Origin of the sequence: Pseudomonas ficuserectae, assembly GCF_024584585.1 — a bacterium.
In the GTDB taxonomy this organism is placed as follows: Bacteria; Pseudomonadota; Gammaproteobacteria; order Pseudomonadales; family Pseudomonadaceae; genus Aquipseudomonas; species Aquipseudomonas amygdali.
Genome location: NZ_CP085684.1, coordinates 2600445 through 2624555 on the forward strand (window position 1 = coordinate 2600445; position 24111 = coordinate 2624555).

Sequence of the window (24111 nt, forward strand, 5' to 3'; positions counted from 1 at the left end):
AGTAAAGAGCGAATGAGGTCTGTCATGTCCCTTAAGTCAGTGCAAACGTCAGTACAAAGCCCGGTTGCCCAGCAGCATCGTACCCTCTCTACCGTCAATGAAATGCAGCGTGAGGATTTCCTCCGGCTGGCGGCAGGTCTTCGTCAGTTCAATGGCTACGAGCAGGATGTATCGATAGCCATTGCGGCAGCCCGCGCGAGTGGCGAATTCCGTCAGGCCAGCGCGATGGAATAGTGCGGCTGGTAGCGGCCATGATGCGTCTCGGGTTGATTGTGAGTATATGTAACGTATATGCTTCATATATTCAATTTGAGGTGAATCATGGGTCTGGTAAAGATTTCCGAAAACATGCACGCCAACCTGCGCTCTGCCAGCGTTGCGCTCAGTCGCTCCATCAATGCGCAGGCTGAGCACTGGATGCGCATCGGCATGCTTGCCGAATTGCACCCGGCACTGGATTACAGCGAGATCTGCCAGATGTTGATCCGTATCGAGAACGCAGGCGGCACGGTGCTGACTGCTTCGAACTTCAACGTTGCAGAGCTTTCTGCGTCCAGCCTTTCCAAGGCGGCCTCATGAGCAGCGCCATCGGTATCAAGACCGAACAGGACATTGTGCAGTTGCGCATAGCCGGCAGGCTGGCTGCCGATGTACTCGCAATGATCACGCCTTACGTCAAGGCTGGCGTGAGCACCGAAGCGCTGGACGATATCTGCAACGAGTACATCGTCAAGGAGTTGAAAGTGATACCCGCGAATGTGGGCTATCACGGTTTTACCAAGACCACCTGCATCTCTCCCAATGCAGTGGTCTGTCATGGCATACCTTCTGCCACCGATATTCTGAAAGATGGCGATATCGTCAATATCGATGTCGCGGTCATCAAGGATGGCTGGTACGGCGATACCAGCCGTATGTATCTGGTCGGTGAGGTCAGCCCCTTGGCAAAACGTCTTGTCGAGACGACCTACGAAGCAACCCGCGCCGGTATTCATGCAGTGCGTCCGGGGGCGACGCTGGGTGATATCGGTTATGCCATTCAGAGCATCGCTCATCGTGAAGGCTTCAGTGTGGTGCGTGAATATTGCGGGCACGGCATTGGCCGCAAGTACCATGAAGAGCCTCAGGTTCTGCACTACGGCGCTCAGGGCAAGGGCCTCAGGCTAAAGCCGGGCATGGTGTTCACCATCGAACCGATGATCAATGCCGGCAGGGCCGGTACTCGTACCTTGCCGGATGGCTGGACGGTTCTGACCAGCGATCTTTCATTGTCTGCGCAATGGGAGCATATGGTTGCAGTCACTTCGACCGGTTTTGAACTGCTGACGCCCTGGCCTGAGGGGACAGGCGATTATCCTGCCATTTAAACGTCAGTGGTCTGGCGATTTATGTACACAAAAAATGGCCTTGTCGAAAGGCCATTTTTTTGATCAGGGGTGATGTTTCAGTACTGCGGCGAAGATCTTTTCCAGCGTACTTCTGTTACGCCAAAACGCTCGGCTTGCAAGGTCGCCATTCCTATCGGCCCAGCAGACATATTGCCACTCACTGTGCCGACGCCGACGCCGACGCCGGCGTGTAGCGTTGCGCAGTGCAATGCGTCGCACTGGCACATTTGCCTGGTCTGGTGCAGAAAGCAACGAGGTTCGCCATTGAACTGATAGTGAATTTCAAATTCCGTTTGATGATTCATCTTTCCTGCTCGTAAGCCTGACGGCATGCCATCAAAATAGTGTGATTTTTCCAGTGGGGCATGCGCGAGAAGCCTTCTCCGGTCACGCTGCTGTCTTCAGAGCGTAGAACGAAAATCGCGTTGTTTCGAGATGTCGTTGCCAGTTGTCCGATGAGTGGTTTTGGATTCACTCATACGCATGAATGGATGACCCAATGGTCATCCAAACGAAGATCTTCTGTTTTGAAACAAGCCTCATTTACATGCCTTGAGGTCTACCGGGCCGACAAAATCATTACCCCGACCCATAACGCAGGCGACCTGCTGATTGCGCTGGCGCTCCCAGGCCTGGGGCGGATAAGTCTTGTCCCAGGCTTGATAAAGCTGTTGATCCTGACGCGACAGGCGCAAGTTGTATTGCTTGCTCATGTAGAAGTAGGTGCGGGCGATCATGCCGCGAATGGAAGGGCGAGGCATGACCTTTTTCGCCTTGAAATCCACTTGCGTCAGGCAAGAACCGTACTGGCCTTTTTGCTCGGGTACCCAGCCAAAGCTGAAGTTGCTGCGGTCGCCATTCACTTCGCCGATGCTGGGTACCAGGTTATGCAGGTCTGCCTCGGCGCGTTTATAAACGGCATCGGTCTTTGTGCAGTTTTTGCGCCCGCCGTTCTGCCAGCATTGGCGCAGATGGCCGATCTGCCAGGCCGGAACGATGTGTTCCCATTCAATGCGACTGGCGCGCTTGGCGCTCTTGCGCGGGACATAGCCGCAGCCAGCAAGATCGACCCGGTTGCCGGTGTATTTGCAGCCGCAGTAAAATTCGGTCGATTGTGGTGCGTATAACCCCCAGGCGACTTTCTTGGCTTCGCTGAAAGTACGCGGAGCTTCGGCCTGAGCGCTGAATGAAGCGGTGATGAGCAGGGTGGTGCAAAGCAGTGTCGAGAATCGAAACATCATGCCGTCAGTCTTCCTTCGGCAACGTCCAGAATATTTGCACACCACCATCGTCGCGCCAGGCGAGGGTGACGTTGTCGTTCTCGGCTATTTCTTCAAGAAGCTGCGCCCAGTCGTCCTCTGACTCATCCGGTTGACGAAAAAGCAGGGCAGCCCTGGATTTCTGCGCGGTAGGCGAGTTGATGATCTTCTGTACCCGCATGCCCATGCGCTCGTAAGGGCCGGGAGTGGAGGCGGTCGCTGCGGTTTGTTTGGCCACGGATAGGGTTCCTGATTTTCGCTGTACGGGCATACAGTATTTCAGTGTCGGATCTTTCGCAACATCTATGTAAGATAAAGCGCTTGAAATGGCACACTATTGTCTTGAAAAACCAACGCTCCCGGAGTCGCGCATGAATATCAAGTCACTGACGTTTCCGTTACTGGCCGCAACTGCTGTACTGCTGGCAGGCTGTTCCACGCCTTCGGTCGTCACGCTTCAGAACGGCACACAATACATCACCAAGGACATGCCCAAGACCAAGAGTCGTGATGGTTTCTACGAGTTTGAAGACATCTCTGGCAAGAGAGTCCGGATCAAGGCCGACGAAGTGGCTACGGTCAGACCGGAGGAGTGAAATCCGACTGAACGCTAATGCTCGTTCCCTGTGCGTTGGGGGCGAGCAGTACAAACAGATTTCATTTTCGACGGATTGACAAACCCTGCGGGTTTTTTCATAGTTCATCCCTCGCAAACGTTTGCGTGTTGATGCATTGCATCGACCCTGCGTCGTTCGCCCGAACAATAATCACAAGATCGGAGATGAACTCATGAAGCTGCCATTTGCTGGACGCCTTCTCGCTGTCGCCATGTTCGCTGCTGTCACGGCAGTCATGCCCCTCTCTGCTGCATACGCTCAGACTCCTGAAAAACCCAAGGTCGCACTGGTGATGAAGTCGCTCGCCAATGAATTTTTCCTGACCATGGAAGACGGTGCCAAGGCTTATCAGAAAGAGCACGCCACCGACTTCGACCTTATTTCCAACGGGATCAAGGACGAGTCAGACACCTCTGCGCAGATTCGTATCGTTGAGCAGATGATTGTCTCCAAAGTCGACGCCCTGGTGATCGCGCCTGCCGACTCCAAGGCGTTGGTGCCGGTGCTCAAGAAAGCTACAGACGCCGGTATCAAAGTCGTCAATATCGACAACCAGCTTGATCCCGACGTGCTCAAAAGCAAAAGCTTGATGATCCCGTTCGTGGGTCCGGACAACCGCAAAGGTGCCGAGCTGGTAGGCGACTACCTGGCCAAGCAGCTCAAGAGCGGTGACGAAGTCGGCATTATCGAAGGCGTGCCGACCACCACTAACGCTCAGCAACGCACCGCCGGTTTCAAGGATGCCATGGACAAAGCGCAGATGAAGGTTGTGTCTGTACAGTCCGGCAACTGGGAAATCGACAAGGGCAACGCCGTTGCTTCGGCAATGCTCAATGAATACCCGAACCTGAAGGCCCTGCTGGCCGGCAACGACAGCATGGCGCTGGGGGCGGTTTCTGCAGTGCGTGCAGCAGGCAAGGCTGGCAAGGTCATGGTGGTGGGTTACGACAACATCAACGCGATCAAACCGATGCTCAAGGATGGCCGAGTGCTGGCCACTGCTGACCAGTTTGCAGCCAAACAAGCGGTCTTCGGTATTGAAGCTGCGTTGAAGCTGGTCAAAGTCGAGAAGGTCTACACCAACGAAAAAGGCGTCATCGAAACGCCGGTAGAACTCGTTACCAAACCTTGATCCACGCCGCGTAAAGGTGCCCGTCCTTGAAGGACGGGTGCTGGGAGAAATGTATGTCAGCGTCTGTTCAGACAGCTGTTCTTTCGGTCAGTGGCATCGGTAAAACCTACGCTCAACCTGTGCTCGGTGACGTCGATCTGACGTTGATGCGTGGCGAAGTGCTGGCCCTGACCGGGGAAAACGGTGCCGGTAAAAGCACCTTGTCGAAAATCATTGGCGGCCTGGTGACGCCCACTACCGGGCGCATGGAGTTTCAAGGGCAGCCTTATGAACCTGCGAGTCGTACCCAGGCCGAAAAGCTCGGGGTTCGCATGGTCATGCAGGAGCTCAACCTGCTGCCGACCCTGACCGTTGCCGAAAACCTGTTCCTTGACGACCTGCCGCGTCGTGCTGGCTGGATCGACCGCAAGCGCCTGCGTGAAAACGCGATCAAGGCTATGGCTCAAGTGGGGCTGGACGCTATTGATCCCGATATGCTGGTCGGTGATTTGGGGATCGGTCATCAGCAGATGGTCGAGATCGCTCGCAACCTGGTTGGCGACTGCCATGTGCTGATCCTCGACGAGCCTACTGCCATGCTCACCTCTCGCGAGGTGGAAATGCTGTTCGAGCAGATCACGCGATTGCAGGCTCGTGGCGTCTCGATCATCTACATCTCCCACCGGCTTGAGGAGCTTGCCAGGGTGTCTCAGCGCATAGCCGTACTGCGCGATGGCAAGCTGGTGTGCGTCGAGCCGATTGCCCGTTACAACAGCGAGCAACTGGTCACGTTGATGGTCGGCCGTGAACTTGGCGAACACATGGACATGGGCGCCCGGCAGATTGGCGAAGTAGCGCTGTCAGTCAAGGGGCTCAGTCGTGCCGGCAAGGTTCAGGATGTTTCGTTCGATGTGCGACGAGGTGAAATCTTCGGTATTTCCGGGCTGATCGGTGCTGGGCGCACCGAGTTGCTGCGCCTGATCTACGGTGCAGATGTTGCCGACAGTGGTGCGATTGAAGTTGGGCAGCCACTGCAAGCCGTCACCATCCGTTCACCCTCGGACGCCGTGGAGCACGGTATTGCCCTGATCACGGAAGACCGCAAGAGCGAAGGACTGCTGATGTCGCAGTCAATCAGCGCCAACATTGCGCTGGGTAATATGCATTCGATCTCCAGAGCAGGCCTGGTCAATACCGATGACGAACTGAAGCTGGCGCAGCGCCAGGTGGCTGCCATGCGTATTCGCAGTTCCAGTCCGGACCAGCTGGTCTCCGAGCTGTCAGGCGGTAACCAGCAGAAGGTCGTGATCGGTCGCTGGCTGGAACGTGATTGCCCGGTGATGCTGTTCGACGAGCCGACGCGAGGCATCGACGTCGGTGCCAAATTCGATATCTACGCGCTGCTGGCCGAATTGACCCGTCAGGGCAGGGCGCTGGTGGTGGTTTCCAGTGATCTGCGCGAACTGATGTTGATCTGCGATCGTATCGGTGTGCTGTCTGCCGGTCGCCTGATCGACACGTTCGAGCGCGACAGCTGGACTCAGGACCAATTGCTTGCCGCTGCCTTTGCCGGTTATCAGAAACGTGACGCGCTGCTCAATGACGCCGCGCCCAGGAACGACTCATGAAAAATACTCCTTCTCCGACGCTGACCGTGCCGGCCCGTCGCGGCGGCAATTACTTTGGTCTTGGCACCTACATCGGGCTGGCGGGTGCGCTGCTGGTGATGATCGTGCTGTTTTCCCTGCTCAGCGATCACTTTCTGTCCTATCAGACATTCAGCATGCTGGCCAACCAGATCCCTGACCTGATGGTGCTGTCGGTCGGCATGACGCTGATCCTCATCATCGGCGGTATCGACCTGTCCGTTGGGTCGGTGTTGGCGCTGGCTGCTTCGGCCGTGAGTGTGGCCATCCTGGGCTGGGGCTGGAGTGTGTTCCCGGCCGCTTTGCTAGGCATCGCCTGCGCGACCCTGGCAGGCACGATTACCGGCTCCATTACCGTTGCCTGGCGCATCCCTTCGTTCATCGTCTCCCTCGGTGTGCTGGAGATGGCTCGTGGCGCGGCCTACCAGATGACCAATTCGCGCACTGCTTATATCGGTGATTCGTTCGCCTGGCTGTCTGACCCGATCGCGTTCGGTATCGCGCCGTCCTTCATCATCGCACTGCTGGTTATTTTCATTGCTCAGGCGGTGCTGACCCGTACCGTTTTTGGTCGCTACCTGATCGGCATCGGCACCAATGAAGAAGCGGTGCGTCTGGCCGGTATCAATCCCAAGCCCTACAAGATTCTGGTGTTCTCGCTGATGGGCCTGTTGGCCGGTGTGGCGGCGCTGTTTCAGATATCGCGACTGGAAGCGGCTGATCCGAATGCCGGTGCCGGTCTTGAGCTGCAAGTGATTGCCGCCGTCGTGATCGGTGGCACCAGCCTGATGGGCGGGCGCGGTTCGATCATCAGTACTTTTTTCGGCGTGCTGATCATTTCGGTACTGGCCGCAGGCCTGGCGCAGATCGGTGCGACCGAGCCGACCAAACGCATCATCACTGGTGCGGTGATTGTGATCGCAGTAGTGCTGGACACCTACCGCAGTCACCGGGCACGGCGCCAGAGCTGATATGGCGACTATCAAGGATGTCGCGGCGCTGGCGGGAATCTCGTACACCACGGTTTCCCATGTGCTGAACAAGACCCGGCCGGTGAGCGAGCCGGTCAGGCTCAAGGTCGAGGCAGCCATCGCGCAGCTCGATTATGTGCCCAGCGCCGTGGCGCGTTCGCTGAAGGCCAGGAGCACATCGACTATCGGCCTGTTGATTCCCAACGGTATGAATCCGTATTTCGCCGAGTTGGCGAGGGGCATCGAGGACTACTGTGAGCGCAACGGTTTTTGCGTGATCCTCTGTAATTCCGACGACAACCCGGAAAAACAGCGCAGTTACCTGCGTGTTTTGCTGGAAAAGCGCGTTGACGGGTTGATTGTCTCGTCTGTGGCGGGTGATGCCAGCGTCGCCTGTGGCCTCACCGAGGTGCGCACGCCGCTGGTAATCGTCGACCGCGAGCTGCAAGGCATCGAAGCTGACATGGTGCGCATCGATCACGAGCAGGGTGCCTGGCTGGCAACCCGACATCTGCTTGATCTGGGGCATCGTCACATTGCCTGCATTGGCGGGCCGCGTGACAGTATGGTTGCCGAGATGCGCCTGGCGGGTTATCGGCGGGCCATGCAGCAGGCATCTGTCGAGGTCGGCCCGGATTGGGCGGTGCACAGCGAATTTACCAGTTCGGCTGGCCATGCGGCTGCGAAGCTGCTGCTGGCCGGTCATGCGCCAACAGCGATCTTTGCCGGCAACGACGTCATCGCTATCGGTGTGCTGCGCGCTGCCGCCGAGCGTTCTATTCGCGTGCCTCAGGATCTGTCGGTCATCGGTTTTGATGACATTCAGATGAGCCGCTACGTCTATCCGGCCCTCACCACCGTGGGGCAATCGATCATGCAACTGGGCGAAACCGCCGCCGAAATGTTGTTAAACCGAATCGCCGCACCGCATACAGTTCCTGTCGAAAAAAGACTCGTGACGCCTTGCGTCGTGGTGCGCGAGTCCACGGCAGCGCCGAACACTTTGTCCAATGAATGACGCGCACGCACAGCAACGGATTAATGAGCCATGCAAGCAAAAATAGTGATAGTGGGCAGTCTGAACATGGATCTGGTCATCCGCGCCCAGCGTCTGCCGCGCCCCGGCGAGACGCTGAGCGGGGAAACGTTCGACACCGTGCCTGGCGGTAAAGGCGCCAATCAGGCAGTTGCCGCAGCGCGCCTGGGTGGCAGTGTCGCGATGATCGGCTGTGTGGGTGCCGATGCCTACGGGGAACAACTGCGTGCAGCATTGCTGGCCGAGCATATCGACTGTCAGGCCGTGACGGTCGTTGAAGGCGTATCCACCGGGATCGCTTCGATTGTGGTCGACGCCAGCAGTCAGAATGCAATTGTCATTGTTGCCGGCGGCAATGGTCGGCTCACTCCGGCATTGATCGAGCGTTTCGACGCATTGCTGGCGGGTTCCGGGATCATCATCTGCCAGCTTGAAGTGCCGACTGAAACAGTTTTCCACACCCTGACCCGCGCCCGCGCGCTGGGCAAGACCGTCATTCTCAATCCTGCCCCGGCCAGCGAGCCTTTGCCGGCAAACTGGTATGGCCTGATCGACTATCTGATCCCCAATGAAAGCGAGGCGCAGTCCCTGACCGGTGTGACTGTCGACTCCTCGGCGGCGGCTGAAGAGGCGGCAGCGACCATGCTGGCGGCCGGGGCGCGCAACGTAATCATTACCCTGGGTGAGCGTGGAACCCTGTTCGCCAGTGCTGCGGGCGTGGAACATATCCCTGCGCGTCGTGTACAGGCCGTGGACACCACCGCTGCAGGTGATACCTTTGTCGGTGGTTTTGCCGCAGCACTGGCGGCGGGTCAGAGTGAATCGCAGGCCATTCGCTTCGGTCAGGCCGCGGCAGCCATATCCGTGACCCGCGCGGGTGCCCAGCCGTCCATCCCGACGTTCGAGGAAGTAAAGGAATTCGATTCACTATGAAAAAGACCCCGCTACTCAACATTGCCCTGTCTCGCGTCATTGCGTCGCTGGGGCATGGCGACATCCTGATGATCGTCGACGCTGGAATGCCAGTACCGGCAGGCGTCGAGCTGATCGACCTGGCGCTGACTCGCGGCGTACCTGATTTCGTCAGTGTGCTGGACGTGGTGCTGAGTGAGATGCAGGTCGAAAGCCATGTGCTGGCCAACGAAATGGCCGAGGTCAAGCCGCCCGCATTGCAGGTCATCGAAAGCCTGAACCTCGATGATCAATTGGGTCAGCAGCGCTGGATAAGCCATGAGGACCTGAAAGTATTGAGCCGCAAGGCCAGGGCAATCATCCGTACCGGAGAATGCCAGCCGTACAGTAATGTGGCGCTGGTTTCCGGAGTTGTGTTCTAGCTATCAAGAAAGGGAGTTTCATATGACGTTGATGCAGTTTTCCAGACAGTTCATTCGTGGAGCATTGCTCTTGTCCATACTGAGTAGCGCTGCCGTTCAGGCGGCAGAAAAGCGTGATCTGATCATCGATACCGACCCTGGCGCGGACGACGTCGTTGCGCTGCTGCTGGCGCTGGCGTCACCCGAAGAATTGAACGTGATGGCGATCACCACCGTCGCCGGCAATGTCCGTCTGGACAAGACCTCGCGCAATGCCAGGCTGGCGCGTGAATGGGCCGGGCGTGAAGAAGTGCCGGTGTATGCCGGTGCGCCCAAACCGTTGGTGCGCACACCTATCTACGCAGAAAACGTTCACGGTCAGGAAGGGTTGCCCGGCGTGCCCGTGCATGAGCCAGCCAAGGGGTTGGCCGACGGTAATGCAGTCGATTACCTGATCCGCACCTTGAGCAAGGCCAAGCCGCACAGCATCACTATCGCCATGCTCGGTCCGCAGACCAACCTGGCGCTGGCGCTCGTGCAGGCACCGGAAATCACCCAGGGCATCAAGGAAGTGGTGGTCATGGGGGGGCGCGCATTTCAACGGCGGTAACATTACGCCGGTTGCCGAATTCAACCTGTTTGCTGACCCGCATGCTGCGCAGATCGTTCTGGCCAGTGGTGTGAAGCTTACTTACGTACCGTTGGACGTGACCCACAAGATCCTGACCAGCGAACAACGCCTCAAGCAGATTGCCGCATTGGGCAATAACGCCGGCAAGCTGGTCGACGGCATTCTCAATGAATACGTCAAACTGGACATGGAACATTACGGCTTGCCCGGTGGTCCGGTTCACGACGCCAGTGTCATTGCATGGTTGCTCAAGCCCGAGTTGTTTTCCGGGCGGCAGATCAACGTTGCGGTCGACACCCGCGAGGGCATTGGTTTCGGCCAGACGGTGGCTGACTGGTACGGCACGCTCAAGCAGCCGCAGAATGTATTCTGGGTCGAGAATGGCAACGCTAAGGGTTTGTTCGATCTGCTGACCGAGCGTCTGGCGCGACTGAAGTAACCCATCACGCGGGCTGCAACAGGTGCATCAGACCGGCAGCCCTGCCGTGGCATAACGGCTCAGTACCTGGCTGATGAAGGCGCGGGCGCCCTCGGTGCCCAGTTCCTTGATCAGCAGGTCGACGGCAATGATCATCAGCTCTTCCGGGTTTCCAGGGCTGTGCGAGCAGTGGCCCTGAGGCCATCTGGCCTTGATGTCTGCATCCAGAGTTATGGCTGTCATGTCTGTTGATCTCCAGTAAAGGGTCACGCACTACGCTGTTCGCTTCCCGGCGCTTGCGTCTCTCGCAGTAAACCATCCCGCGCACATTTTGACACTTCTACTTACATCTCATCCCGATAGTCCGAGTCTATGGCCATAGGTTGTAAACGTTTTGTGACGATTTCACCGCGCGCCTTGTGTGATCCCAAGGCAGACTCTCGGCCCAGGCAGATCAACAGGTTACCGATGGCTTCTCAACTGAGGTGTGCAACCAACGCGCCTGAGTGCGGTCGGACAGGTCTGGAATGTTTTATTGGCAGAGGAGGGTGTATGCCCCGGAAGTTCGCAACATTGGGTTTTGTGGTCGCGGCGTCGTTGCTGGCAGGATGCAGCAGCACGTCCTCTGATAAGGGCGCTGAAGCGTCCGTCAAGGCAGACGCTCCCGCATCCGCCAGTAACGCCAACGCCATACCCGGCCGTTGTGACGCAGGGCTTGGCCAGTTCGCAATCGGCAAGCCAGCGTCCATCGACCTTCTGTCACAAGTGCGCGCCCGTACCGGTTCTCAGGATGCCCGCATTCTCGGGCCTGACGATATGGTTACGCTGGAATACCGATCCGAGCGGGTAAACGTTAATACCGACGCTTCGGGAAAGGTGACACGCATCAACTGCGGTTGAGTCGGCACTTTTCTGTGGCGCATAAAAAACCCCGTCAGTGACGGGGTTTTTTTGCGCCGAATGAATCAGTCAACGCGGACTTGTTCCGCCTGCATGCCTTTCTGGCCTTTAGCAGCAACAAAAGAAACGGTCTGGCCTTCTTTCAGGCTTTTGAAACCGTCGCTTTCGATCGCTTTGAAGTGTACGAACAGGTCGTCACCGCCACCCTGTGGAGTGATAAAGCCGAAGTCTTTTTCATCGTTGAACCATTTTACGGTGCCGGTTTGGCGATTAGACATGGTGTATCTCCAGAAACATAATTTTCAATAACGTGCTGCTCAGGCCAACTGGGCACACGGGCCTATCATAGTCGAAATGCGCAAAAAGACAGCTACTAAGGTGATCTCTTTAGTCTGGGTCGCTGCATATGCAAAGCGTCATACACATAAAGTGGCTAAATGATGTCTCTGCCAGCCTTGCATCAAGACTGTTCGGGATATGCTGAAAGCCCCGCTCTGCAAGGCTTTCAGGTTGGCGGCGGGGCGCAGCTCTCGGCATTTCAGGCAGCTGCTTTACTGCGTTAAAAAAAATGATTTATTTTGATTTGGTGCAGTTTTCGGCAACCAGTTTCTGCAGTTTTTGCGTCAATGCAGGGGCAGGAGCGCTATCGGTACTGCTCAATGCTTCGATTTCCTGCTGAGAAAACTCCTTGTTCACTACCCGGGCGCTGCAATCGCAATGAGCCTGCGCGGCCTTGGCATCTTGCTTGTGCTGATTCGCCTCAGCGATGCATTCCTGGGTGAACGTGTCTTGCACGGTTTTTTCCATGGCAGCCTGAGCGCCCCAAGGGGCCATGACGGCGGCGCAGGCGAGGAGTGCGGACATGCGGGAAAGCTTCATGGTGTTCTCCTTTTGCTGACTTTAGTGAACAAGGAAACGTACAGGATCCTGATTGGTTAAGACGCCCATCAAGCCAGCCAGTTCAGGTGACGTGTTATTTGGCGTGATTTACGCATATGAACGTCCGGTGTCGGCCGAGCTGTGCTAGGATGCGCGTCCTGTTATTTTCAAGTGTCCCCATGGCTGATGGCTTTGGACGCGACGCAGGCAGGTTTTTCGTACATTCCAGTCATCTGGTCCGGTTCAAGGTTGGCCCCAAGGCTCCTGCCACTGTGAGGCAGGCATACCACCGGATCACGTACTGGCTCATCCCAACCCACGTGACCTTTGGTAGGGGTCACCACTAGGAGAGGAGGCGCCATGCCAACTATTACTCTTCCCGACGGCAGTCAACGTTCATTCGATCATGCGGTTTCCGTAGCCGATGTCGCGCTTTCAATCGGTGCCGGGCTGGCCAAGGCCACCGTGGCCGGCAAGGTTGACGGCAAGCTCGTCGACGCCTGCGACCTGATCGAAAACGATGTTAGCCTGCAGATCATCACCCCCAAGGATCAGGAAGGACTGGAAATAATCCGTCACTCTTGCGCTCATCTGGTCGGGCATGCGGTCAAGCAGTTGTATCCGACTGCAAAAATGGTCATCGGCCCGGTGATCGACGACGGCTTCTATTACGATATCGCCTACGAGCGCCCCTTCACGCCTGACGACATGGCGGCGATCGAGCAGCGCATGCAGCAGCTGATCGAAAAAGATTACGACGTCATCAAAAAAGTCACCCCGCGCGCTGAAGTGATCGAGGTGTTCACCGCCCGTCATGAAGACTACAAGCTGCGCCTGGTCGAAGACATGCCGAACGAGCAGGCCATGGGCCTGTATTACCACGAAGAATACGTCGACATGTGCCGTGGCCCACACGTGCCGAATACTCGTTTCCTGAAATCGTTCAAGCTGACCAAGCTGTCCGGTGCCTACTGGCGCGGTGACGCCAAGAACGAGCAGTTGCAGCGCGTCTACGGCACTGCGTGGGCTGACAAGAAGCAGTTGGCTGCCTACATTCAGCGCATCGAAGAAGCCGAAAAGCGCGATCATCGCAAGATCGGCAAGCGCCTAGGCCTGTTCCATACCCAGGAAGAAGCGCCGGGTATGGTGTTCTGGCATCCGCAGGGCTGGACCCTGTATCAGGTGCTCGAGCAATACATGCGCAAAGTGCAGCGCGAGAATGGCTACCTCGAGATCAAAACCCCGCAAGTGGTTGATCGCTCGCTCTGGGAGAAATCCGGGCACTGGGCCAACTACGCTGACAACATGTTCACCACCGAGTCCGAGAGCCGCGACTACGCGATCAAGCCGATGAACTGCCCTTGCCACGTGCAGGTGTTCAATCAGGGTCTGAAGAGCTACCGCGAGCTGCCGATGCGTCTGGCCGAGTTCGGTGCCTGCCACCGTAACGAACCGTCGGGGGCCTTGCACGGCATCATGCGTGTGCGTGGCTTCACTCAGGACGATGCTCATATCTTCTGTACCGAAGATCAGATGCAGGCCGAATCTGCCGCATTCATCAAGCTGACGCTGGATGTCTACGCCGATTTCGGTTTCAAGGACATCGAACTCAAATTGTCCACTCGCCCTGAAAAGCGTGTAGGCTCCGACGAGCTTTGGGACCGTGCCGAGACGGCGCTGGCCTCTGCGCTCGACAGTGCTGGTCTGCCCTATGATCTGCAGCCGGGCGAAGGCGCGTTCTACGGTCCGAAAATCGAGTTTTCCCTGAAGGACTGCCTCGGCCGGGTCTGGCAGTGCGGCACCTTGCAGCTGGACTTCAACTTGCCGATCCGTTTGAGCGCCGAGTACGTTTCGGAAGACAACAGTCGCAAGAATCCGGTCATGTTGCACCGTGCGATCCTTGGGTCTTTCGAACGTTTCATCGGAATTCTGATCGAGCATTACGAGGGCGCGTTTCCAGCCTGGCTGGCGCCTACTCAGGCAGTGATCATGAATATCACTGACAAACAGGCCGATTTTGCCCTTGAAGTGGAAAAAACTCTGGCTGAAAGCGGGTTTCGTGCCAAGTCCGACTTGAGAAATGAAAAGATCGGCTTTAAAATCCGCGAGCATACTTTGCTCAAGGTTCCTTATCTCCTCGTGATTGGAGATCGGGAGGTTGAAATGCAAACTGTCGCTGTGCGTACACGTGAAGGCGCTGACCTTGGCTCGATGCCGGTTGCCCAATTCGCTGAATTCCTCGCACAAGCGGTTTCCCGGCGTGGTCGCCAAGATACGGAGTAATTATTATTAAGCGTGAAATGAGACAAGATAAACGAGCTGCACCCAAGGCCCCGATCAATGAAAATATCTCGGCCCGCGAGGTTCGTTTAATTGGCGCTGACGGCGAGCAGATTGGCATCGTCTCGATTGATGAAGCGCTTCGTATTGCCGAAGAGGCTAAGCTGGATCTGGTAGAGATTTCTGCCGACGCACTTCCTCCGGTCTGCCGTGTGATGGATTACGGCAAATCGATCTTCGAGAAGAAGAAGCAGGTTGCTGCAGCGAAGAAAAACCAGAAGCAGATCCAGGTTAAAGAAATCAAGTTTCGTCCAGGGACGGAGGAAGGGGATTACCAGGTAAAACTACGCAACCTGGTACGTTTCCTGAGTGACGGGGACAGGGCCAAGGTATCGTTGAGATTCCGCGGTCGTGAGATGGCCCACCAGGAGCTGGGTATGGAGCTGTTGAAGCGGGTTGAAGGTGACCTGCTCGAATACGGTTCCGTCGAACAGCATCCTAAGATGGAAGGACGCCAGCTGATCATGGTCATCGCCCCGAAAAAGAAGAAATAACCACCAGGGCACGGCAGGCCTTGCGGTTATATTTATCAACTGAATGCGGAGTATCCGAACATGCCAAAGATGAAGACTAAAAGTGGTGCAGCTAAGCGGTTTTTGAAAACCGCCAACGGCATCAAGCACAAACACGCTTTCAAGAGCCACATCCTGACCAAAATGTCGACAAAGCGTAAGCGTCAACTGCGCGGTAGCAGCTTGCTGCATCCGTCTGACGTGGCAAAAGTCGAGCGCATGCTGCGCCTTCGTTAATTTTGATCAAGATATAGAGGAAGTAACTCATGGCTCGTGTAAAGCGTGGCGTCATTGCCCGTAAGCGTCACAAAAAAATTCTGAAACTTGCAAAAGGCTACTACGGCGCGCGTTCACGCGTATTCCGTGTTGCCAAGCAAGCGGTAATCAAGGCAGGCCAATACGCCTACCGTGACCGTCGTCAGAAAAAACGTCAGTTCCGCGCTCTGTGGATCGCTCGTATCAACGCTGGTGCTCGTGTTAACGGTCTGTCCTACAGCCGTTTCATTGCCGGCCTGAAAAAAGCGTCCATCGAGATCGACCGTAAGGTTCTGGCTGATCTGGCAGTGAACGAAAAAGCGGCGTTTGCTGCGATTGTCGAGAAAGCTAAAGCCACCTTGGCCTAAGTCCCCGACAATCACTGGCCCCGGTTCTCCGGGGTCGGTGTTAAACGTCATAAATAGGGGAAGAGCCTTCAGCTCTTCCCCTATTTTGTATCTGGAGTCTGTACATGGAAAACCTGGACGCGCTGGTCTCTCAAGCTCTTGAGGCTGTGCAAAGCGCCGAAGATATCAATGCCCTGGAGCAAATCCGGGTTCACTACCTTGGCAAGAAAGGCGAGTTGACTCAGGTGATGAAGACCCTGGGGAACCTGCCAGCTGAAGAGCGTCCGCAAGTCGGCGCGCTGATCAACGTTGCCAAGGAGCGTGTCACAGAGGTTCTCAATGCACGCAAGGCATCGTTCGAGCAGGCAGAGCTGACTGCCAGGCTCGCTGCCGAATGCATCGATGTGACCCTGCCGGGCCGCGGCCAGACCTCAGGTGGTCTGCACCCGATTACCCGTACTCTGGAACGTATCGAACAATTCTTCACGCACATTGGCTACGGCATCGCCGAAGGCCCTGAAGTCGAAGACGATTACCACAACTTCGAGGCGCTCAACATCCCAGGCCATCACCCGGCCCGGTCGATGCATGACACCTTCTATTTCAATGCGAACATGCTGCTGCGCACCCATACCTCACCGGTACAGGTCCGCACCATAGAATCGCAACAGCCGCCGATCCGCATTGTCTGCCCAGGCCGTGTGTACCGTAGCGACTCCGATATTACCCACTCGCCGATGTTCCACCAGATCGAAGGTCTGCTGGTTGATCGCGACATCAATTTTGCCGACCTGAAAGGCACCATCGAAGAATTCCTGCGGGTGTTCTTCGAGAAAGAGCTGGCCGTGCGCTTCCGTCCTTCGTATTTCCCGTTCACCGAGCCATCGGCAGAAGTGGATATGGAATGCGTGATGTGCAGTGGCAAGGGCTGCCGTGTCTGCAAGCAGACTGGCTGGCTTGAAGTCATGGGCTGCGGCATGGTCCACCCGAACGTGCTGCGCATGTCGGGCATAGACCCTGAAGAGTTTCAGGGCTTCGCGTTCGGCATGGGCGTAGAGCGTCTGGCCATGCTGCGTTACGGCGTCAATGATTTGCGCCTGTTCTTCGACAACGATTTGCGGTTCCTCGCGCAATTTCGCTAAGTCGTAACGAACCTTTCAGGAGAGCAGGATGAAATTCAGTGAACAATGGCTGCGTGGCTGGGTAAGCCCGCAGGTTTCCCGCGACGAGCTGGTTGCTCGTCTGTCGATGGCCGGTCTTGAGGTTGACAGCGTCACGCTGGCCTCCGGTGTCTTCAGTGGGGTGGTCGTGGGTGAGGTGCTGAGCACCGAACAACACCCCGATGCCGACAAGCTGCGCGTGTGCCAGGTCAGCAATGGCAGCGAAACCTTTCAGGTTGTCTGTGGCGCGCCAAACGTGCGCCCCGGTTTGAAAATTCCGTTCGCCATGATCGGCGCCGAGCTGCCGGGCGATTTCAAGATCAAGAAAGCCAAGCTGCGTGGCGTCGAGTCCAACGGCATGCTGTGTTCAGCTGCCGAGTTGCAGGCCGGCGAGGGCAATGATGGCCTGATGGAGCTGGCCGCCGATGCGCCGGTCGGTGAAGACATTCGTGTCTACCTGAACCTGGATGACGCCAGCATCGTGGTCGACCTGACCCCGAACCGTGGCGACTGTTTGTCAGTAGCAGGTCTGGCGCGTGAAGTCGGTGCGCTGTACGCCACTGACGTCACCCGTCCGCAGATCGCTGCTGTCAGCGCTGTGCACGATGAAGTGCGCCCGGTCGAAGTATTGGCTCCGGCTGCATGCCCGCGTTACCTGGGCCGCGTCATCCGCAACGTTGATCTGTCGCGTCCTACTCCGCTGTGGATGGTCGAGCGTCTGCGTCGTTCCGACGTGCGCAGCATCGATGCCGCTGTCGATATCACCAACTACGTGATGCTCGAGCTGGGTCAGCCTCTGCATGCTTTCGATTTGGCCGAAATCAACGGCGGCATTCGTGTGCGCATGGCCGAGGAGGGCGAGAAGCTCGTCCTGCTCGACGGTCAGGAAGTCAGCCTGCGTGCCGACACCCTGGTCATTGCCGACCACCAGCGTGCTCTGGCAATCGCCGGTGTCATGGGGGGCGAGCACAGCGGCGTGACTGCCGGCACTCGCGATATCTTCCTGGAAAGTGCTTTCTTCGACACCATCTCGGTGGCTGGCAAGGCGCGTTCCTACGGCCTGCACACCGATGCCTCGCACCGTTACGAGCGTGGTGTTGACTGGCAACTGGCCCGTGAAGCCTTGGAGCGGGCGACTGGCCTGCTGCTGGAAATCACCGGTGGTGAGGCTGGCCCGATAACAGAAGTGGTCAGCGAACAGCATTTGCCATCGATTGCTTCGGTTACGTTGCGCGCCAGTCGCGTCGAGCAGATGCTTGGTCTGGTCATTGAAAACGTCGAAATCGAGCGTCTGCTGACAGGTCTCGGCCTTGCTGTGACAACCGAAGCCGACGGCCAGTGGCGTGTCGAAGTGCCAAGTCATCGTTTCGACATCAGCCTTGAGGTCGATCTGATCGAAGAACTGGCTCGTCTATACGGCTACAACCGTCTGCCGGTTCGTTATCCGCAAGCCCGTCTTGCTCCTCAGGCCAAGGCCGAAGCCAAAGGCGATCTGCCCGAGCTGCGTCGCCTGCTGGTTGCCCGCGGTTATCAGGAAGCGATTACCTACAGCTTCATCGACCCGAAATGGTTCGAACTGTTCTCGCCGGGTGCCAAGCCACTGTTGCTGGCCAACCCGATTTCCAATGACATGGCCGCCATGCGCGCCTCGCTATGGCCGGGTCTGGTCAAAGCGCTGCAGCACAACCTCAACCGCCAGCAGGACCGTGTACGCATGTTCGAAAGCGGCCTGCGCTTCGTCGGTCAGCTTGACGGCTTGAAGCAAGAGCCGATGCTGGCGGGTGTGGTATGCGGCAGCCGTCTGCCGGAAGGTTGGGCGCAAGGCCGTGATGCGGTCGATTTCTTCGACGTCAAGGCTGACGTCGAAGCGGTTCTGGGTTTTGCCGGTGCGCTGGGTGAGTTCACCTTCACTCCGGGCCAGCATCCCGCCTTGCACCCAGGCCAGACAGCTCGCATCGAGCGTGATGGTCGCGAAGTCGGCTTCCTGGGCGCCATTCACCCGGAACTGTCAAAAACCCTGGGCCTGGATCGTCCGGTATTTGTTTTCGAGCTGGTTCTGGCTGAAGTATCGACAGGCCGTCTGCCGAAATTCCACGAGCTGTCGCGCTTCCCGGAAGTGCGTCGCGACCTGGCATTGCTGGCTGATCGCGACGTTTCGGCCAGTGCCGTTCTGGACGTTATTCGTGAAAATGCAGGCGAGTGGCTCACAGACCTCAGGTTATTTGATGTTTACCAGGGTAAAGGCATTGATCCACATAGAAAAAGCCTTGCAGTCGGCTTGACCTGGCAGCATCCATCGCGCACTCTTAATGACGATGAGGTAAACGCAACGACACTTGCTATCCTCACCTCGCTTGAGGAAAGGTTAAACGCCACGTTAAGGAAGTAGCGTATGGGGGCTCTGACGAAAGCTGAGATGGCCGAACGTCTGTACGAAGAGCTGGGCCTGAATAAACGGGAAGCCAAGGAACTGGTTGAACTGTTTTTTGAAGAAATCAGGCACGCTCTGGAAGATAACGAGCAGGTGAAGTTGTCAGGTTTCGGCAACTTCGACCTTCGAGACAAGCGCCAGCGGCCTGGGAGAAATCCCAAGACCGGTGAAGAAATTCCGATTACGGCGCGCCGTGTGGTCACCTTTCGTCCAGGGCAGAAGCTGAAGGCCCGAGTTGAGGCATATGCTGGAACCAAGTCATAACGATGAGCTACCGCCGATCCCCGGCAAACGCTACTTCACCATCGGTGAGGTCAGCGAGCTCTGCGCGGTAAAACCGCACGTTTTGCGTTATTGGGAGCAGGAGTTTCCTCAACTCAACCCCGTCAAGCGACGCGGAAACCGCCGGTATTATCAGCGCCAGGACGTGCTGATGATCCGCCAGATCCGCGGCTTGCTCTACGATCAGGGCTTCACCATTGGTGGTGCCCGACTTCGTCTTACCACCGGGGAACCGAAGGACGATACCCAGCAGTACAAGCAGATGATCCGGCAGATGATTGCCGAGCTTGAAGACGTACTGGTTATGCTCAAAGCGTAATTGAGCAACCAGGATACTTCCAAAATTCAAACGCTTAGGGTATATTCCTCAACGTTTTCGCAGGTTGCAAAACAGATACACGCCTAGTCGGGGCGTAGCGCAGTCCGGTAGCGCACTAGCATGGGGTGCTAGGGGTCGAGTGTTCGAATCACTCCGTCCCGACCATATTTTTCAGTGATTTAGCCCAATCTGAGAAGGTTGGGCTTTTTCATATGCGTGAGTTTTGAGTGACTTGCTGTCTCTCGATGGTTATCACCTTTTCCAAATTGTCACAAACGGTCCGTGTGATCATTTTCTGACACCATGTTTGCAGACTAGGTCATGTATCCAGGATCTGAGCATTGGTCCTGCGCTTCGCTGTGGGATGCTCCGCTGAGGGACGGATAGGGCAAGGAAGGTGGTTGTAGAATTTTAAAGTGGTAATGATTCTGCAGCAGTACTAAAGTGTGACTGATTTTTCCATTTTTTCGAAGAACAGGGAGTTCTATGTCTTTTGATGCGTTTATGAAGGTTGATGGTGTTGAGGGCGAGTCTCTTGACGATGGGCACAAAGGTTGGGTCGAATTGCTTTCCTACCACTACAACGCCATGCAGTCCATCAGTCAGACTGCCAGCTCGAATGGAGGGGCTACTGCTGGAGGGGTTTCCCTTGGCGATTTCCAGATCAGTAAATATGTGGATAGAGCCACCCCTAAGCTATTTGAGCTTTGCTGTAGGGGTTCGCATATCAAAAATGTGACCATTCGAATCCATCGTGCAGGAACTGAAAAATTCAAGTATTTGGATATCGTACTTGAAGAAGTCCTGATCTCATTAGTAAGCGGTCAAGGTGCCGACCAGTCAGGCTTCCCTATAGAAGTAGTAAACCTGAATTATGGCCGCATTAAATTTGAATATTCACAACAACGCCGCGCTGATGGTGGTAGTGCCGGTATCGTTTCTGGTGGCTGGGACAGGACTGCGAATAAGCCATTTGCGTAGGCGAATGGATTCAGTGTCAACAGATAAAGTGGAAGATTTAATCTCAGGGGTAGATGTATGACTAGCGGCACATACGTCATTTGGAGGGGTGAAGAATGAAACCAACAGACGAAAATCGCACAAGCTATTTGATGATTAGTGCCGCCGCTGAAAAGCTAGGAGAGCAAGCCTGTACCTTAGGTATTAAGCATATTGATAATGCCATTCTGCGATTGCAATTCAATCGTGAAGTCTCCTATTACGCAAAAAGTATTGTTAATGATGTTTCTGAAGGTAAAAAAAGTCCTGAGCAGGGGCTAAAAGAAATAAAAGATGAACAAGATAGCTTGTTTGCCCAGTCATGGGAGATTGCCAAAAAAGGCGTTGGAGTAGTCGCCGGAGCAATGCAATTCGGAGCTGGTGCGGGCATTTGCTATGGCTCTTTAGGTACGCTGTGCCTCGTTGCAGGTGTACCAATTATGGCTCATGGTGCAAATAACGTTTATGAAAACGGGCGCAACCTTTGGGAGGGGCGTAGTGATACAGAGGGCCCAGTAAGAAAGGGATACCAAGCAGCAGCAAAAGCAGTTGGTTACGGAGCACGAGAAGGAAATATGGCCTACGGGTCAGCCGACCTTGCGATGTCTGTGTATGGGGTCACGAAGCTGGTTTTAAAGCCGGATTCCTGGCGGCTATTTAGATATATTAGAACTGACTATGTTCGTGCATATCGAAACACGTCAGTACCTGTATTGGTCATAGATAGAGCCGCCGACACCATCACAGTAGACGGAATGCAAAAGCAGTGAACCGACAAAAAGCTGGACGATTTTTTTCACACGCAAGAATTTATCTGTTTGCGATTGCGTGCGCTGCTTTTCATTCAGTATGGATGTTGCTTCTCGTTAATTATTTTTTTGACCCTGGCGTCTTCACGGCCAGGTTTTTAGCTGCCCTGTTTTTTATTGTAATTTCTTTTTTTTGCATTAAGTCATTTAGTCCGAAAATAAACAGACTTTGATTTGTATGGGGCGCAATATACATTTTTTCTGAATTAATCAGAGGCTCGATAATGAGTGACTCTGAGGCATTGTACCTATCTCTCCCATACTGCTGCAATATGAGATTCTAGCAATGAGGAAAATGATCAGCCAGATTTGATCTCTGCTCGTAAGTCGCTCATATAAGGAATCATGTTAAGAAATGTTCCGCTTATGTTCATTGATGCTTGGGTCAGCATATGAAATAACCAAAGCAAAGCTCCATGCGTCGCTGACGCAGCTACCCATTTTATATTTGAATTAATGCTGCGGGCGGGGTCGTCCAAAAAACCTGTTGGGAAGTTGTCAAAAGTTACAAAGCCTTTCCCTAAAATGAATACTCCATCAATGGAGGCGCTAGGAGTATTCAGCCTCCCCGCTCCAAGAGGCAACGAGGGTATGGATATGCCTAGCTCGGATTCCAGTTCAGTGATCCAGTTGAGCACAGTTTCCATCTTTTGCGGCCCTTCGTAAGCGACGACAAAACTGAGAATCGCTGGTGGTATAAAACCAGAACTGAAAGTCCATACCTCGCTTTTTTCGAGTTGTTTTGCCTGCCGCGCGGCAGTCAAGGCCTGATGCATTCCGGACTTGTCAAGAGTTGACTTGACCTCGATAGTAGCAATCACCGATTCCGCAAGAAAACCACTAATGCCACCGCCAAAATCGAGTTTGGGAAGACTTCTCTTATAAATTACGAGGTCAAATTGTCTTCGGGGGCTGGCAGGCAACGAGCGACTATCGATAATTTCCCCCCGACCCTATGGAAAGAGTGGAGGGGAGATGGGATTGAAGAAATTCTTTGATAAACGCTTCACGTGGAGTTCCTTTGTGCAAGGAATGACCAGAGTTAGCAGGGATTCTGGACGTAGCGAGTAGCTGATCTTCCACCGCAGCCATATGGGCAAATAACATTGCACAACTCCTTGGGAGGTTTAGCTTTTGTAGCTCGTTTCCACTTAGTCAAAAACAACATCGAGCGCTTGAATTTTGCTTGGAGGTTGCAGCTAAACTGGCTATATCGGGTCGTACGCTACAGATTTGTGAGCAGGCTGTCCGACTGCTCGCTCCAGAGCCATTTTTGACGCAAAAGCGCAGCTTGACGTCTGATGCATCTCGCACCATAGATATCGTTTCGCCAAAGATAGCGTAACGTGTAAACCTCCTCTGGAGGCTGCGTTTTTTCGTTTGCTAAAAACACAAACAGGCCATGTTTTTACGGTGCTAAGGAAACTCTGAAAAAGACTTCCTAATTTGGCAAAATCTCCGGACACCAGTCGCCGAGCTTTTCGATGATGAAACAGATGACCTTCGCCGACGCCGAGTATGCCGGCAAGCGCAAGCAGACCCGTAAGGAATTGTTCCTGATCGAGATGGATCAGGTGGTGCCCTGGAAAGGTTTGATTGCCCTGATTGAGCCCTATTATCCAAAAGGAGAAGGTGGCCGGCCCGCCTACCCACTGATGGCGATGCTGCGTGTTCATCTGATGCAGAACTGGTTCGGCTACAGCGATCCGGCGATGGAAGAAGCGCTGTATGAGACGACCATCCTGCGTCAGTTTTCAGGCCTGAGCCTGGAGCGAATTCCAGACGAAACCACCATTCTCAACTTCCGTCGTCTGCTGGAAAAGCACGAGTTGGCGACCGGGATTCTCGGCGTAATTAATGGTTATCTGGGCGACCGCGGCTTGTCGTTGCGTCAAGGCACCATCGTCGATGCCACGCTGATTCACGCGCCCAGTTCGACCAAGAACAAGGATGGCAAACGCGATCCTGAGATGCATCAAACCAAGAAAGGTAACCAGTACTATTTCGGCGCCAAGGCTCATATCGGCGCCGACGACGAGTCAGGCCTGGTGCACAGTGTGGTAGTAACAGCGGCCAATGTGGCAGACGTCACGCAGGTTGCCAAACTGCTGCACGGCGAGGAAAACGTAGTCTGCGCCGACGCAGGTTACACCGGGGTCGAGAAGCGCGAAGAACACGCTGGGCGCAAGGTCATTTGGCAGATTGCCGCCCGCCGCAGCACTTACAAAAAGCACGGAAAACGCAGTATTTTGTACAAGGCGATCCGCAAAATCGAGAAGGCCAAGGCCCAGGTTCGCGCCAAGGTCGAGCATCCGTTTCGGGTCATCAAACGCCAGTTTGGCTATGAAAAAGTGCGCTTTCGGGGCTTGGCCAAGAACACCGCGCAGATGGTGACGTTGTTCGCCCTGTCAAACCTGTGGATGGCCCGTCGACATTTGTTGGCGAGCGCAGGAGAGGTGCGCGTGTAATGCAGGAAATGGTTACCGCA

29 protein-coding genes, 1 tRNA gene and 1 pseudogene are annotated in these 24111 nt (G+C 55.4%); 24 read left to right on the forward strand and 7 right to left on the reverse strand.

Annotated features, from left to right (window positions below; translation table 11 throughout):
* Nucleotides 1–24 precede the first annotated feature (24 nt).
* The 3 genes from LJU29_RS11375 (at nt 25) to map (ending at nt 1367) form a co-directional block, all read left to right on the forward strand.
* Nucleotides 25–234, forward strand: a complete 210-nt coding sequence (locus tag LJU29_RS11375) for a hypothetical protein (protein WP_004662355.1) — start codon at nt 25–27, stop codon at nt 232–234.
* 87 nt (nt 235–321) lie between these two features.
* Nucleotides 322–579, forward strand: a complete 258-nt coding sequence (locus LJU29_RS11380; RefSeq protein ID WP_002553140.1) for a ParD-like family protein — start codon at nt 322–324, stop codon at nt 577–579.
* Nucleotides 576–1367, forward strand: coding sequence for a type I methionyl aminopeptidase (gene map, locus LJU29_RS11385; RefSeq protein WP_005753541.1), 792 nt, complete (start codon nt 576–578; stop codon nt 1365–1367). The genes LJU29_RS11380 and map overlap by 4 nt, the downstream gene beginning before the upstream one ends.
* Nucleotides 1368–1444: 77 nt before the next feature.
* Here map and LJU29_RS11390 read toward each other — a convergent pair whose 3' ends face one another.
* The 3 genes from LJU29_RS11390 to LJU29_RS11400 form a co-directional block, all read right to left on the reverse strand.
* Nucleotides 1445–1693: a DUF6555 family protein gene (locus LJU29_RS11390; protein ID WP_257112369.1), complete on the reverse strand. Its 249-nt coding sequence runs from the start codon at nt 1691–1693 to the stop codon at nt 1445–1447.
* A gap of 234 nt (nt 1694–1927) precedes the next feature.
* A complete protein-coding gene (locus LJU29_RS11395; RefSeq protein ID WP_005753543.1) occupies nt 1928–2629 on the reverse strand; it encodes an endonuclease in 702 nt (233 codons plus the stop codon).
* A gap of 4 nt (nt 2630–2633) precedes the next feature.
* Nucleotides 2634–2885, reverse strand: a complete 252-nt coding sequence (locus LJU29_RS11400; protein WP_004662361.1) for a DUF1654 domain-containing protein — start codon at nt 2883–2885, stop codon at nt 2634–2636.
* A 133-nt stretch (nt 2886–3018) separates the two neighbouring features.
* Here LJU29_RS11400 and LJU29_RS11405 point away from each other — a divergent pair, with 133 nt between their 5' ends.
* The 8 genes and pseudogenes from LJU29_RS11405 (at nt 3019) to LJU29_RS11440 (ending at nt 10411) form a co-directional block, all read left to right on the forward strand.
* Complete coding sequence (locus tag LJU29_RS11405) at nt 3019–3243, forward strand: YgdI/YgdR family lipoprotein (RefSeq protein ID WP_002553145.1); 225 nt, start codon at nt 3019–3021, stop codon at nt 3241–3243.
* A gap of 232 nt (nt 3244–3475) precedes the next feature.
* The gene (locus tag LJU29_RS11410; protein WP_371321910.1) at nt 3476–4396 is read left to right on the forward strand and encodes a sugar ABC transporter substrate-binding protein; all 921 of its coding nucleotides are present in this window, start codon (nt 3476–3478) and stop codon (nt 4394–4396) included.
* A gap of 53 nt (nt 4397–4449) precedes the next feature.
* Nucleotides 4450–6003, forward strand: coding sequence for a sugar ABC transporter ATP-binding protein (locus tag LJU29_RS11415; RefSeq protein WP_005753550.1), 1554 nt, complete (start codon nt 4450–4452; stop codon nt 6001–6003).
* Nucleotides 6000–6992, forward strand: a complete 993-nt coding sequence (locus LJU29_RS11420; RefSeq protein ID WP_054076385.1) for an ABC transporter permease — start codon at nt 6000–6002, stop codon at nt 6990–6992. The genes LJU29_RS11415 and LJU29_RS11420 overlap by 4 nt, the downstream gene beginning before the upstream one ends.
* 1 nt (nt 6993) lies before the next feature.
* The gene (locus tag LJU29_RS11425) at nt 6994–8010 is read left to right on the forward strand and encodes a LacI family DNA-binding transcriptional regulator (RefSeq protein ID WP_002553149.1); all 1017 of its coding nucleotides are present in this window, start codon (nt 6994–6996) and stop codon (nt 8008–8010) included.
* A gap of 30 nt (nt 8011–8040) precedes the next feature.
* On the forward strand, nt 8041–8961 hold the full coding sequence (gene rbsK, locus LJU29_RS11430; protein ID WP_057423184.1) for a ribokinase: 921 nt from the start codon (nt 8041–8043) through the stop codon (nt 8959–8961).
* The gene (rbsD, locus tag LJU29_RS11435) at nt 8958–9362 is read left to right on the forward strand and encodes a D-ribose pyranase (protein WP_002553152.1); all 405 of its coding nucleotides are present in this window, start codon (nt 8958–8960) and stop codon (nt 9360–9362) included. Before rbsK ends, rbsD begins: the two co-directional genes overlap by 4 nt.
* Nucleotides 9363–9384: 22 nt before the next feature.
* Nucleotides 9385–10411, forward strand: a pseudogene (locus LJU29_RS11440) (nucleoside hydrolase).
* Nucleotides 10412–10438: 27 nt separating this feature from the next.
* Here LJU29_RS11440 and LJU29_RS11445 read toward each other — a convergent pair.
* Complete coding sequence (locus LJU29_RS11445) at nt 10439–10633, reverse strand: hypothetical protein (RefSeq protein ID WP_002553154.1); 195 nt, start codon at nt 10631–10633, stop codon at nt 10439–10441.
* Nucleotides 10634–10942: 309 nt separating this feature from the next.
* On the opposite strand from LJU29_RS11445, the gene LJU29_RS11450 reads away from it, so the two are divergent.
* Nucleotides 10943–11290 (forward strand): I78 family peptidase inhibitor, encoded by a 348-nt coding sequence (locus LJU29_RS11450; RefSeq protein WP_005746772.1) that lies wholly within the window; start codon nt 10943–10945, stop codon nt 11288–11290.
* Nucleotides 11291–11355: 65 nt separating this feature from the next.
* Here LJU29_RS11450 and LJU29_RS11455 read toward each other — a convergent pair whose 3' ends face one another.
* The gene (locus tag LJU29_RS11455) at nt 11356–11568 is read right to left on the reverse strand and encodes a cold-shock protein (RefSeq protein WP_257112374.1); all 213 of its coding nucleotides are present in this window, start codon (nt 11566–11568) and stop codon (nt 11356–11358) included.
* A 295-nt stretch (nt 11569–11863) separates the two neighbouring features.
* The gene (locus LJU29_RS11460) at nt 11864–12169 is read right to left on the reverse strand and encodes a hypothetical protein (protein WP_257112375.1); all 306 of its coding nucleotides are present in this window, start codon (nt 12167–12169) and stop codon (nt 11864–11866) included.
* Nucleotides 12170–12529: 360 nt separating this feature from the next.
* Here LJU29_RS11460 and thrS point away from each other — a divergent pair, with 360 nt between their 5' ends.
* The 11 genes from thrS to LJU29_RS11515 all read left to right on the forward strand — a co-directional run bounded on the left by thrS (nt 12530) and on the right by LJU29_RS11515 (nt 21584).
* Entirely contained in the window at nt 12530–14452 is a 1923-nt protein-coding gene (gene thrS, locus LJU29_RS11465; RefSeq protein ID WP_005746771.1) for a threonine--tRNA ligase, read from the forward strand.
* Nucleotides 14452–15003, forward strand: coding sequence for a translation initiation factor IF-3 (gene infC, locus LJU29_RS11470; protein ID WP_170855886.1), 552 nt, complete (start codon nt 14452–14454; stop codon nt 15001–15003). Before thrS ends, infC begins: the two co-directional genes overlap by 1 nt.
* A gap of 60 nt (nt 15004–15063) precedes the next feature.
* On the forward strand, nt 15064–15258 hold the full coding sequence (rpmI, locus tag LJU29_RS11475; protein WP_002553160.1) for a 50S ribosomal protein L35: 195 nt from the start codon (nt 15064–15066) through the stop codon (nt 15256–15258).
* Between the two features lie 29 nt (nt 15259–15287).
* Nucleotides 15288–15644 (forward strand): 50S ribosomal protein L20, encoded by a 357-nt coding sequence (rplT, locus tag LJU29_RS11480; RefSeq protein WP_002553161.1) that lies wholly within the window; start codon nt 15288–15290, stop codon nt 15642–15644.
* A gap of 104 nt (nt 15645–15748) precedes the next feature.
* The gene (gene pheS / locus LJU29_RS11485; RefSeq protein WP_005753561.1) at nt 15749–16765 is read left to right on the forward strand and encodes a phenylalanine--tRNA ligase subunit alpha; all 1017 of its coding nucleotides are present in this window, start codon (nt 15749–15751) and stop codon (nt 16763–16765) included.
* 28 nt (nt 16766–16793) lie between these two features.
* Entirely contained in the window at nt 16794–19172 is a 2379-nt protein-coding gene (gene pheT / locus LJU29_RS11490; RefSeq protein ID WP_257112378.1) for a phenylalanine--tRNA ligase subunit beta, read from the forward strand.
* 3 nt (nt 19173–19175) lie between these two features.
* Nucleotides 19176–19478: an integration host factor subunit alpha gene (gene ihfA / locus LJU29_RS11495; protein WP_002553164.1), complete on the forward strand. Its 303-nt coding sequence runs from the start codon at nt 19176–19178 to the stop codon at nt 19476–19478.
* Nucleotides 19459–19815, forward strand: a complete 357-nt coding sequence (locus LJU29_RS11500; protein ID WP_002553165.1) for a MerR family transcriptional regulator — start codon at nt 19459–19461, stop codon at nt 19813–19815. Before ihfA ends, LJU29_RS11500 begins: the two co-directional genes overlap by 20 nt.
* A gap of 88 nt (nt 19816–19903) precedes the next feature.
* Nucleotides 19904–19980 (forward strand) — tRNA-Pro (locus LJU29_RS11505).
* A gap of 321 nt (nt 19981–20301) precedes the next feature.
* On the forward strand, nt 20302–20796 hold the full coding sequence (locus tag LJU29_RS11510) for an Hcp family type VI secretion system effector (RefSeq protein ID WP_003393924.1): 495 nt from the start codon (nt 20302–20304) through the stop codon (nt 20794–20796).
* Nucleotides 20797–20891: 95 nt separating this feature from the next.
* Complete coding sequence (locus LJU29_RS11515) at nt 20892–21584, forward strand: DUF4225 domain-containing protein (RefSeq protein WP_371321902.1); 693 nt, start codon at nt 20892–20894, stop codon at nt 21582–21584.
* 338 nt (nt 21585–21922) lie between these two features.
* Here the strand turns inward: LJU29_RS11515 and LJU29_RS11520 are convergent, their stop codons facing one another.
* Entirely contained in the window at nt 21923–22564 is a 642-nt protein-coding gene (locus LJU29_RS11520) for a DUF6602 domain-containing protein (RefSeq protein WP_306459402.1), read from the reverse strand.
* Nucleotides 22565–23110: 546 nt separating this feature from the next.
* Between LJU29_RS11520 and LJU29_RS11525 the strand changes: the two genes are divergently transcribed.
* Entirely contained in the window at nt 23111–24091 is a 981-nt protein-coding gene (locus LJU29_RS11525) for an IS5-like element ISPsy2 family transposase (RefSeq protein WP_054078085.1), read from the forward strand.
* Nucleotides 24092–24111 lie beyond the last annotated feature (20 nt).